Origin of the sequence: Streptomyces sp. WAC 04229, assembly GCF_003947455.1 — a bacterium.
GTDB lineage: Bacteria > Actinomycetota > Actinomycetes > Streptomycetales > Streptomycetaceae > Streptomyces.
On the sequence record NZ_QHJH01000233.1, the window covers coordinates 1 to 10723 of the forward strand.

Sequence of the window (10723 nt, forward strand, 5' to 3'; positions counted from 1 at the left end):
GGGGGACGCAGGGGGAGCAGGAGAAGGCGCCGGTCCGACGGCGGCCCGCGGGGGACGCGGCCACCACGGACCGGCGTTCTTCGTGTGCGGGCGGCGGCTCAGGGGCGGCCGCTCACCCGCCCCTGGAGCAGCCGCGACAGGGCCGCGTGCACGTCGTCCAGGGAGCGCTCCGGCTGGAACGACTGCCAGTCCAGCGCGGCCACCAGCACCATGCCCACCAGCGCGGCGGCGGTCAGCGGCACGTCGATGCCGTCGCTGAACTCCCCGCTCGCCACGCCCTCGCGCAGCACGCCCTCCACCACCGCCACGGCCTCCTGCCGGACCACCAGCAGAGTCGACTGCCAGGCGCGGTTGGTGCGCCACAGCTCGGCCACGTACAGCTGGGTGAAGGCCGGGTAGCGGTCGATGAACACGAGCCCCGCGCGGATCATCGCGTCCAGGGCGTCCACCCGGCCGCGGCCCTCCCGCGCCGTCCGCTCCGCCGCCTCCCGCAGCGACGCGGTGAGCAGTCCGACGCCGTGCCGCAGCAGCTCCTCGAAGAGGACGGCCTTGCTGGCGAAGTTGTAGTAGACCGTGCCCTTCGCGACGCCGGCCCGCTCGGCGATCTCGTCCACGGTGGTGGCGGAGAAACCCTGCTCGGCGATGAGGGTGACGGCCGCCTCGTACAGCTTCTGCCGGGTGGCCTCGCGACGGCTGCTGCCCGGCGCGGCGGTGCTGCTGCTTTCCATGGTCCGGATTCTCCCAGCACCGCTCGCGCCGCGGTCACCGCAGGGCCCGCCCCTTGGCCCACCCGAACGGTCGCTCGAATCAAAAGTCCAGGTCAGAACGGATTGTCAGTGCCATACCTCACGATGGGCACATACGGCACCTCCTGCCAGGACGTGCCGTCCAGGAGACGACAGGAGGATCGTCATGGCCCACTCGTCCGCAGCCGCCTCCCGGCGGCGCCGCGCAGCCGGCCCTGCACCCTCACTGACCGGCCCGGCGAGCGACGTGCACCCGGTGCTCCGCCGGGCGACCGCCCCGCCCGCCGCCCTCGGCCTGCTCGCCCAGGCCCGCGCAGGCCTGGAGGAGGCCACCACCCTCGCGACGCCGAACGAGCGTTACGCCACGGCCCACCTCGCCGCCCTGCGCACCGCGGCCGCGGTCCTCGCCGCGCGGGGCCGCCCGGAGACCACCCCGCGGGGCCGCGCCCGCATCCGCAGCGCCTGGGAGGTGCTCCCCGAGATCGCACCCGAGCTGTCCGACTGGAGCGCCCTGTTCGCCGCGGGTGCCCGGCGCCGGGCCCGGGCCGAGGCGGGCATCCAGGGTGCGGCGGGCCGCCGGGACGCCGACGACCTGATACGCGACGTGGCGATGTTCCTGCGCCTCGTGGAGCGGATGCTGGTCCTCCAGCCGGTCCTGCCCCAGCCCCGCCCCGACACGGACCAGCCGGATCCCGACCTGCCGGACACGGGGTGAGCGGCGCGGGGCGCCGGGCGCCACCCTGTGGGCGCGGCGGAGGCAATAGGGTGGGAGGCGCCTGAAGCCTCCCCCTTCCCACGCCGGTCGGGGGCGGCAGCCCGTTCGCTCCGCCCGAGTCCGAGGCGGTGCCGCGCCGAGGAGTCAACTGCCGTGCCGGACCCGAGCCCGAACCCCGCGTCGCCGCGCTCCGAGCCCTCGCGCTCCCGGGCGGCCCTGCGCACCGCCGTGGTCTGGGACGTCCTCCAGGACGCCCTGGACCGCCGGGTGAAGGCCACGGGCCGCCAAGCGCTGGACGTCCTCGACACCGGCGGCGGCAGCGGCAACTTCGCGGTGCCGGTGGCCCGCCTCGGCCACCGCGTCACCGTCGTCGACCCGAGCCCCAACGCCCTGTTCGCCCTGGAGCGCCGCGCCGCCGAGGCCGACGTCGCCGACCGCGTGCGAGGCGTCCAGGGGGACGCCCACGGCCTCTTCGACGTGGTCGAGCGCGGTGGCTACGACGTGGTGCTGTGCCACGGCGTCCTGGAGTACGTGGACGACCCCGCCGAGGGCGTCCGCAACGTGGTCGCCGCCCTGCGCGCCGAGGGCGTCCTCAGCCTGCTCGCCGCGGGACTGGGCGGCGCCGTGCTCGCGCGCGCCCTCGCCGGGCACTTCACGGAGGCCCGGCAGGCCCTCGACGACCCGGACGGCCGCTGGGGCACGGGTGACCCCGTGCCCCGCCGGTTCACCGCCGAACAGCTCACCGGACTGGTCGAGGCCGCGGGGCTGCGGATCGGCGCCGTCCACGGTGTACGGGTCTTCGCCGACCTCGTTCCCGGCGTGCTGGTGGACACCGAGCCCGGCGCCATGGACGCGCTGCTGAAGCTGGAGGCCGCGGCGGCCGAACTCGCCGCCTTCCATTCTGTGGCCACGCAGCTTCATGTGCTCGGTGAGACCGCGGGGACCGACGAGACCTGAGCGACCGGGTGGGGTACGCCGCTGATCAGGGGCGCGACTGCACATGGAGTACGCCACAGGCCCCCCGAACGGGGGCCACTCGCCGTATGATCGAGGGAGACGGCCCGGCATGACGGGTCGGCCGCTGGGGAATGGGAACTTCAGCGAGCCGGCGCGGCCATGACGGAGTCCGGTTGGCCAATTGGCGCAGAGGGGCGGGTTTCACGGGGGCGATTCCCTGCCTATCCTGAAGGGACCCCCCCGGGTCGCCCCGGCGACTGCACGATGAGGAGGACTCCGTGCCGCTCTCGGAGCACGAGCAGCGCATGCTCGAGCAAATGGAGCGAGCGCTGTACGCCGAAGATCCCAAGTTCGCGACAGCGCTCGAGGGAAGCGGGCTGCGTACGTACACCCGGCGACGGGTCTACCAGGCGGTCGCGGGCTTCCTCGTAGGTATTGCGCTCCTCATGGCCGGTATGGTCGCCCAGCAGGTGTGGCTCAGCGTGGTGGGCTTCCTCGTCATGCTGGGTTGCGCGGTGCTCGCCGTGACCGGCTGGCGCAAGGCCCCCAAGCCGGGCGAGCAGCCGGCTGCCGGTGCCGGACCACAGACCGCGGGCCGCCGGCAACGCCAGAAACGCTCGATGATGGACCGCATCGACGAGCGCTGGCAGCGCCGCAGGGACGAGCAGCAGGGCGGCCAGTAGCGCGTCCGGGCAACTGCTCACCAGGACATCCGCGTGAGGGGGTGACCACCGACCGGGTGGTCACCCCCTCACGTGTGCCTACGCGCGGCCGGCCGGCGGGGCGCCCCGCCGGCCCGCGCCGACCCGGCGCCTCTTCCTCAGCCCTGCTGCCCCGTCGTCTTCCGCAGGGCCGGCCGCCCCGCCGCGGCCCGCCGCTTCAGCGCCGTCCACCGGTCCGAGAGCGCCCAGGCCACCCGTACGGTCGAACGCGGGGCGATCCGTGCGCGCAGCCGGGTGCGGCGGCCGCCCGCCGCACGCAGACCGGCCGTCGCGAGCCGGACGTCCTCGGCGAGGCCCGCCGTCAGGCGCGGTCGCGGCGCGTAGAGAACCTGCTCCACCGCGTCCGCGACCCGGTGCACCGCAGCCGAGGCCGTCTGATCGAGCCGGCCCAGCCGGACGATCCGGGCCGCCGCCTTGCGTGGCGTCTGCGACTCCTCCGGCGGGATCCCGAGGTCCCACGCCGTATCGGCCAGCTCCTGCCAGACCGCCAGGGTGTGCGGGCCCGCGTCCGCCTCGGCGCGGCCGTGCGCCCCCAGCCGCCCGGCCGGGGTGCGCAGCCGCCACAGCATCGGCGACAGCGGGATCAGCAGCACCAGGAGTCCCGCCAGCGCCCAGGCCGGCGCCTCGTACCACTTCGGTCCGCCGCCGTCCGAGACGGGCACGGGCAGCGCGGACTCGGTGTCGCAGGCGTCCAGCTTCTTGTCCTGCGCCGAGCAGCTCTCGCTCGTCGACGGCGCCGCCGACGGCTCCGTCTCGCTGTCCTGCGACGGAAGGGCCGGGTCCGGCACCGAACTGCCCGGCGTGTCCGGCAGGGTGTACACCGGGGTCGAGCCACGCGTCGGCGTCGGCTCGAAGCGGGTCCAGCCCACGCCCTCGAAGTACACCTCGGGCCAGGCGTGCGCGTCCCGCAGCCCCACCGACACCGAACCGTCCGCCTGCGGGGAGCCCGGCGCGAAGCCCACCGCGACCCTGGCCGGAATGCCCAGGGACCGGGCCATGGCCGCCATGGCGAAGGAGAAGTGGACGCAGAAGCCCTCCTTGTCCCTCAGGAAGCGGGCGATCGCCTCCGAGCCACTGCCGACGCCGACCTCGGTGTCGTACTCGAATCCGCCGTTGACCGCGAAGTACTCCTGGAGCCTGACCGCCTGCTCGTAGGGGTTCGCCGCGCCGGCGGTGACCTCGCGGGCGGTCTCGGAGACCAGGTCGGGCAGCGAGTCCGGCAACTGCGTGTACTCGCGCTTCAGCGCGGTCGACGGCGACGGCGCGGCGGCGAGCTGCTCCGCCGTCGGCTGCACGTTCAGGCTCCGCACCTCGTACTTCAGCCCGCGGGTGTTCTGACCGTGGTCGCCGACCAGGGTCATGCCGACCGGTTCGTACCGCCAGTTCCCCGCGACGCGCACGCCGGTGGGCGGGTACGGCATCGGCAGCCAGTCCTGGGCGTACCAGTCGGCGGCCGTGATGAAGGTCCGGGTCTCGCTGCGCTGGACGTCGGGGCCCAGGCCGACGGGGATGGGGAACGAGCCGTCCGGTACGGCGGTGATCTGCCGCTTGGACGGCTTCCAGGTGGTGCCGTCGAAGTCGTCCAGGGACACGATGCGCAGGTAGAGGTCCGACAGGTCGTTCGAGTCCGTCTGGACGGAGAGGACCTGCCGGTTCTCGTCGACGTTGAGACTGTCCCGCAGGGAGACCAGCGGGTTCACCGCGGAGATCGTGCCGCCGCCCCCGGTCCCGGAGCCGACTCCCGTCCGGGCGCTGTCCAGCAGCCCGCCGTTCATCGCGGGCAGGGCGAGCGGCACCACCAGGGCGATGCCCAGCGCGAACGCGCCGATCCTCCGTCCGGTGCGGACCGGGGCGACCGCGCCGCCCTGCTCGGCGCCCGGAGCCCGCGCCGCACCGCCGAAGACCCGGCCCCACTGCGAGAGCCGGTCCCGCCCCTCCGCCAGCAGCAGCGTCAGATAGCCGACCGCCGCCACCAGGAACCACAGCCAGTCGGCGCCGCCCTCGGACAGCCCGGCGGCCACCGAATACAGCGCGAGCAGCGGGAGGCCGGCCGGCGCGGCGCTGCGGAAGGTCACCGCGAGGGTGTCCACCAGCAGTCCGATCACCAGGACACCGCCGACCAGCATCAGCCGGATGCCGTCGGACTCCAACGGCGCCGGGATGGCGTACCGGGCGATGTCGTCGCCGCCCTGTTGCAGCAGGTCGCCGAAGCGCTGGATGGCCCGCGGGCCGGGGATCAGCCCCGCGAACGCCTGCTGCCGGGCGAAGACCACGGTCAGGAGCAGCAGCGTGACCAGGGCCTGCACGGCGATGGTCAGCGGGCGCGCCAGCGGCACCCGCCGCGCCACCGCACCCACCACGGCCTGCACCGCCAGCAGGACCGCGGCCTGCAGGATCCAGGTCGCCGGTTCGACCAGCGGCAGCAGCGCGCACGCAGCCGTCAAGGTGGCCGCCCACGCGCACACCGTCAGCCGCGCCCGCCCGCTCATCGCGTCCCCTCCCCGCCGGCCGCCGCCCCGACGGCGGTGCGTTCCCGGTCCGCCAGGCGCCACAGCTCCTCCAGGGTGGCGCCGTACGGAACGCTCACGGCGGTCCAGCCGGCCTCGCGCAGCATCCGCAGCCGCTCCTCGCTCCTGTCCAACGGACCGGGCACGTCGGCCGGTTCCCGCGCCCAGGCCCCGCTGTCCAGGACGAAGGCGACCGCACCGCCGCTGCGCTGCCGCATCCTGGCGGCCACCGTGGCCTGCTCCTCGTCGAGGTCGCCGAAGAACGCCACCAGCAGCCCCTCGTTCCCGCCGCGCAGCAGGTCGTAGGCGGGGGACAGGCTCGTGCCGTCGGAGTGGTCGATCACCGCGAGGGTGTCCATCATCAGCCCGGCCGCGTCGGCCGTGCCCTGACTCGCGCCCGCGAAGCCGTCGGAGCCCTCGCCCGGCACCGAGTTGCCGGTGTCGGTGAGCAGCCGGACGGAGAAGCCCCGCTCCAGCATGTGCACCAGCACGGACGCCGCGCCCGACACCGCCCACTCGAAGGGCGAGTCGGGGCCCGCGCCCTCGTAGGCGAGGCCCCGGGTGTCCAGCAGCACCGTGCACCGGGCGCGCTGCGGCTGCTCCTCGCGGCGCACCATCAGCTCGCCGTAGCGCGCCGTGGAGCGCCAGTGCACGCGGCGGAGGTCGTCGCCGTGGCGGTACCCGCGCGGAATCACGTCGTCGTCGCCCGCAAGCGCGAGCGTGCGCTGCCGTCCCTCGCCGTACCCCTTCGCCTCGCCGCTGAGCCGCACCGGCGGCAGCGCCTCCACGCGCGGGATCACGGTCAGGGTGTCGTAGGTGGAGAAGGACCGGGTCAGCTCGCAGAGGCCGAAGGGGTCGGTCAGGCGCAGTTGCAGCGGGCCCAGCGGATAGCGGCCGCGCAGATCGGAGCGGACCCGGTAGGAGACCTCGCGGCGACCGCCCGGCTCCACCCGGTCGAGTACGAAGCGGGGCCGGGGACCCAGCACGTAGGGCACCCGGTCCTGGAGCATCAGCAGCCCCGTGGGCATCCGCGAGACGTTGTCGACGCGCAGGTGCACCCGGGCCTCGCTGCCCGCGGGCACCCGCTCGGGGGAGAGCCGGCGGCTGCCCGCCACCCGGTAGCGCGTGCGGTACAGCACGGTCGCGCAGACCAGGGGCAGCACGCTCAGCAGCAGCCCGACCCGCAGCAGGTCGCTCTGGCCGAGGACGTAGGCGCAGACCGCGGCGGCGATCCCGGCGGCCAGGAAGGATCGGCCGCGGGTGGTCAGACCGGTCAGGGCGGTGCGGATCCCGCCGCTCTCGCCCCGGTCGTCGTGCGACCGGTCCGTCCCCCCGGCGTCCATCAGAGCCTCCGCGGCGGCTGCTGGGGGTACGCCGGTGCGCCGCGGCCCATGCCGAAGCCGGTCTGCTGCTGGGGCGCCGCGGGTACCGGGGTGCGCTGGAGGATCTCCTGGACGACCTGCTCGGCGCTGCGGCGGTTGAGCTGGGCCTGGGCGGTCGGCAGCAGGCGGTGGGCCAGGACCGCGACCGCGAGGGCCTGCACGTCGTCCGGCAGCGCGTACTCCCGGCCGCTCAGGGCGGCGGACGCCTTCGCCGCGCGCAGCAGATGCAGCGTGGCACGCGGCGAGGCGCCGAGTCTGAGATCGGGGTGGCTCCGGGTGGCCGCGACCAGGTCCACGGCGTACCTGCGGACCGGCTCCGCGACGTGGACGCCGCGGACGGCCTCGATCAGCTTGAGGATCTCGTCGGCGTGCGCCACCGGCTGGAGGTCGTCCAGCGGGTTCACCCCGCCGTGCACGTCGAGCATCTCCAGCTCGGCCTCCGGGCTGGGATAGCCGATGGAGACCCGGGCCATGAAGCGGTCGCGCTGGGCCTCGGGCAGCGGGTAGGTGCCCTCCATCTCGACCGGGTTCTGCGTGGCCACCACCATGAAGGGGCTGGGCAGCTCGTAGGTCTGGCCGTCGATGGTGACCTGACGCTCCTCCATCGACTCCAGGAGCGCCGACTGCGTCTTCGGCGAGGCGCGGTTGATCTCGTCGCCGATCACCACCTGCGCGAAGATCGCGCCGGGCTTGAACTCGAAGTCCCGCCGCTGCTGGTCCCAGATGGAGACCCCGGTGATGTCGGAGGGCAGCAGGTCCGGCGTGAACTGGATCCGGCGCACGGAGCAGTCGATGGACCGCGCCAGCGCCTTGGCCAGCATGGTCTTGCCGACGCCCGGGACGTCCTCGATCAGCAGGTGCCCCTCGGCGAGCAGCACGGTCAGTGAGAGCCGCACGACCTCGGGCTTGCCCTCGATCACGTCCTCGACCGAACCACGCACCCGCTCGACGACAGCGGTCAGATCGTCCCCCACCCGCGCATACGCCCGGTCGGGGCTGCCTCCATGGCTCGCCTGGTCGTCAAAGGTCGTCACCCGGCCCTCCTCGGCCTTTCCCCGCGCTTCCCGGGAAGCGGGGGTACCCCAACTTGCCGGGCCGGTCCCGCATCGCGCGGACCGGCCCACCCCGAATCACGGACACCGCGCGGAAAAAGTTCCGCGCGACACCACTTCCCGCATTCTTGCCGCCGTTACCGATTCGTGTCACTCGCCTGTGGACAACTGGCCGCGCTATGTCACGCCTTGCGGCCTTTGCGGGGCTTGGATCAGGCGGGGGTGACCTCGCGCAGCAGGCCGGTCTTCACGTCGTAGACGAAACCACGTACGTCGTCGGTGTGCGGCAGGAACGGCGAGGTGCGCACCCGTTCGATCGACTGGCGCACGTCCTGGTCGACGTCCTGGAAGGACTCGACCGCCCAGACGGGACGCTGGCCGACCTCCAGCTCCAGCTCGTGCCGGAAGTCCTCGGTGAGGGTCTCCATGCCGCACGCCGTGTGGTGCACGAGGACCACGGCGGTGGTGCCGAGCGCCCGCTGGCTGATGGCGAGGGAGCGGATCACGTCGTCGGTGACGGCGCCGCCGGCGTTGCGGATGACGTGGCAGTCGCCGTTGCGCAGGCCGAGCGCGGCGGTCACGTCCAGGCGGGCGTCCATGCAGGCCACGACGGCGGTGTGGAGGGCGGGGCGGCCCGCGAGTTCGGCGTCGGAGAACTCGGCGGCGTAGCGCGCGTTCGCCTCGACGAGCCGGTCGGTGGCGGAGCCTGCGGGAACCGATGCAGAAGTCGTCATAACCATGACGTTACTGGTCACCGATGGGCCGGGCCCGCTGTGAAGAGGGACAAAGAACGTCAACGAGGCTTGTTGTGAGCCACTCCACAGACCGTACGGGTGCCTCCGTGCGAGTGAAGTACCGGCCCGCGCCGATTCGCCCGGTCCGGCGGCGTCCGCGACGCGCAGGCCGGTTGATTGACCGGGCGACACGGTGGACTAAAGTGACGCGAAGCGGGAGGCGAGGCTCTCCCTGCTGGACTGAATTCCCCGGAGACCTGGGCGACGCCCCGCCAGTTCTCCCCACGTGCGCGGCGCGTACGTACGGCTCGGCCTCCTCCCGCTCCCGGCCGGCCGACGCCTCCGGCGCCGGCAGGGCTCCCCTTCACGAGCGAGCGGGAGGGGACCCGGCGGTGCGTGACGCCGCGCCGGACCTGAGAGGCCGCCCCACTTGAGCCAGAGTCGACACGTCCCGGTGATGCTCCAGCGGTGTCTGGACCTGCTGGCGCCCGCCCTGAAGGAGCCGGGGGCCGTGGTCGTCGACTGCACACTGGGACTCGGCGGGCACAGCGAGGCGCTGCTCGAACGCTTCCCCGAGGCCCGGCTCGTCGCGCTCGACCGGGACAAGGAGGCCCTGCGCCTGTCCGGCGAGCGGCTCGCCCCGTACGGCGACCGCGCCACCCTCGTGCACGCCGTCTACGACGAGCTGCCCGGCGTACTCGACCGGCTCGGCGTCCCGCGCGTCCAGGGCGTCCTGTTCGACCTCGGCGTATCCTCCATGCAACTCGACGAGGCGGACCGCGGCTTCGCCTACGCCCAGGACGCCCCGCTCGACATGCGCATGGACCAGACGACCGGCATGAGCGCCGCCGAGGTCCTCAACACCTACCCGCCCGGCGAACTCGTCCGCATCCTGCGGGCGTACGGCGAGGAGAAGCAGGCCAAGCGGATCGTGTCCGCGGTCGTGCGCGAGCGCGAGAAGGAGCCGTTCACCAACAGCGCCCGGCTCGTGGAGCTGATCCGCGCCGCGCTCCCGCAGGCCGCCAAGCGCACCGGCGGCAACCCGGCCAAGCGCACCTTCCAGGCCCTGCGCATCGAGGTCAACGGCGAGCTGTCCGTCCTGGAGCGGGCGATCCCGGCCGCCGTCGAGGCGATCGCCGTCGGCGGGCGGATCGCGGTGCTCTCCTACCAGTCCCTGGAGGACCGGCTGGTCAAGCAGGTCTTCGCGGCCGGTGCGGCCAACACCGCCCCGCCCGGTCTGCCGGTGGTCCCCGAACGCTACGCGCCCCGGCTCAAGCTGCTCACGCGCGGTGCCGAACTTCCCACCGAGGAGGAGATCGCCGAGAACCGGCGGGCGGCTCCGGCGCGGCTGCGCGGCGCCGAGCGCATCAGGGAGTCCATCGGGTGAAGCGAGCGAGGCAGGCCAGGCACGGGGGCGGACGGTCCACCCGGGCCGAGGGGGAGGGCCAGTGAGCAGGAAACCCGAACTGAAGGGGCGGGCGGCCCGGCTGGCCCGGCTCCTCCCGCCCGGCGGCGGCCGCGGCCAGGCGGCCCGGGCGCCCTTCGTCCTCCTCGTCGTCCTCCTCCTCGGCGGCGGCCTCATCGGGCTTCTGGTGCTGAACTCCGCCCTGAGTGAGGGCTCCTTCCAGCTGGACGACCTCAAACAGGAGACCAAGAGCCTCACCGACGAGGAACAGGCGCTCCAGCGCGACATCGACGCCTACTCGGCCCCCCGGGCCCTCCAGCGCCGCGCCCGCGAACTGGGCATGGTCCCCGGCGGCGACCCCGCCTTCCTGGGACCCGACGGCACCGTCAAGGGCTCGCCCAGCGCAGCGCCCACCGGAACCACCCCGCTGGTCCTCGCCCCCGAGGCGCTGACAGCGCTGCCCGGCGGCGTGCCCACGGCCGCCCCGTCGCCCGTCGGCACCC

10 protein-coding genes are annotated in these 10723 nt (G+C 74.0%); 5 read left to right on the forward strand and 5 right to left on the reverse strand.

Features of this window, described 5'->3' with window-relative positions:
* Window positions 1-98: 98 nt before the first annotated feature.
* Window positions 99-728, reverse strand: coding sequence for a TetR/AcrR family transcriptional regulator (locus DMH12_RS34270; protein WP_122614947.1), 630 nt, complete (start codon window positions 726-728; stop codon window positions 99-101).
* A gap of 184 nt (window positions 729-912) precedes the next feature.
* On the opposite strand from DMH12_RS34270, the gene DMH12_RS34275 reads away from it, so the two are divergent.
* The 3 genes from DMH12_RS34275 (at window position 913) to DMH12_RS34285 (ending at window position 3101) form a co-directional block, all read left to right on the forward strand.
* The gene (locus DMH12_RS34275) at window positions 913-1461 is read left to right on the forward strand and encodes an SAV_6107 family HEPN domain-containing protein (RefSeq protein ID WP_125495241.1); all 549 of its coding nucleotides are present in this window, start codon (window positions 913-915) and stop codon (window positions 1459-1461) included.
* Between the two features lie 153 nt (window positions 1462-1614).
* Window positions 1615-2418, forward strand: coding sequence for a methyltransferase (locus tag DMH12_RS34280; protein WP_125495242.1), 804 nt, complete (start codon window positions 1615-1617; stop codon window positions 2416-2418).
* A gap of 278 nt (window positions 2419-2696) precedes the next feature.
* Window positions 2697-3101, forward strand: coding sequence for a spore wall synthesis complex protein (locus tag DMH12_RS34285; RefSeq protein WP_125495243.1), 405 nt, complete (start codon window positions 2697-2699; stop codon window positions 3099-3101).
* A 137-nt stretch (window positions 3102-3238) separates the two neighbouring features.
* Here the strand turns inward: DMH12_RS34285 and DMH12_RS34290 are convergent, their stop codons facing one another.
* From DMH12_RS34290 to DMH12_RS34305, 4 genes are all read right to left on the reverse strand, one after another.
* A complete protein-coding gene (locus tag DMH12_RS34290; protein WP_125495244.1) occupies window positions 3239-5629 on the reverse strand; it encodes a DUF3488 and transglutaminase-like domain-containing protein in 2391 nt (796 codons plus the stop codon).
* Entirely contained in the window at window positions 5626-6990 is a 1365-nt protein-coding gene (locus DMH12_RS34295) for a DUF58 domain-containing protein (RefSeq protein WP_185832722.1), read from the reverse strand. Before DMH12_RS34295 ends, DMH12_RS34290 begins: the two co-directional genes overlap by 4 nt.
* Window positions 6990-8063, reverse strand: coding sequence for an AAA family ATPase (locus tag DMH12_RS34300; RefSeq protein ID WP_399189837.1), 1074 nt, complete (start codon window positions 8061-8063; stop codon window positions 6990-6992). The genes DMH12_RS34295 and DMH12_RS34300 overlap by 1 nt, the downstream gene beginning before the upstream one ends.
* A gap of 230 nt (window positions 8064-8293) precedes the next feature.
* Window positions 8294-8815: a carbonic anhydrase gene (locus DMH12_RS34305; protein WP_125495246.1), complete on the reverse strand. Its 522-nt coding sequence runs from the start codon at window positions 8813-8815 to the stop codon at window positions 8294-8296.
* 430 nt (window positions 8816-9245) lie between these two features.
* On the opposite strand from DMH12_RS34305, the gene rsmH reads away from it, so the two are divergent.
* Together rsmH and DMH12_RS34315 are read left to right on the forward strand one after the other, a co-directional pair.
* Window positions 9246-10202, forward strand: a complete 957-nt coding sequence (gene rsmH, locus DMH12_RS34310; protein WP_125495247.1) for a 16S rRNA (cytosine(1402)-N(4))-methyltransferase RsmH — start codon at window positions 9246-9248, stop codon at window positions 10200-10202.
* A gap of 61 nt (window positions 10203-10263) precedes the next feature.
* A partial coding sequence (locus tag DMH12_RS34315; RefSeq protein WP_125495248.1) for a septum formation initiator family protein occupies window positions 10264-10723 on the forward strand: 460 nt, incomplete at its 3' end.

What these genes read in the sequence shown, in the direction of transcription:
- DMH12_RS34305 (WP_125495246.1), bottom strand. Translation starts at nt 8,815, where the DNA reads ATGACGACTTCTGCATCGGTTCCCGCAGGCTCCGCCACCGACCGGCTC.
- DMH12_RS34270 (WP_122614947.1), bottom strand. Translation starts at nt 728, where the DNA reads ATGGAAAGCAGCAGCACCGCCGCGCCGGGCAGCAGCCGTCGCGAGGCC.
- DMH12_RS34295 (WP_185832722.1), bottom strand. Translation starts at nt 6,990, where the DNA reads ATGGACGCCGGGGGGACGGACCGGTCGCACGACGACCGGGGCGAGAGC.
- DMH12_RS34290 (WP_125495244.1), bottom strand. Translation starts at nt 5,629, where the DNA reads ATGAGCGGGCGGGCGCGGCTGACGGTGTGCGCGTGGGCGGCCACCTTG.
- DMH12_RS34275 (WP_125495241.1), top strand. Translation starts at nt 913, where the DNA reads ATGGCCCACTCGTCCGCAGCCGCCTCCCGGCGGCGCCGCGCAGCCGGC.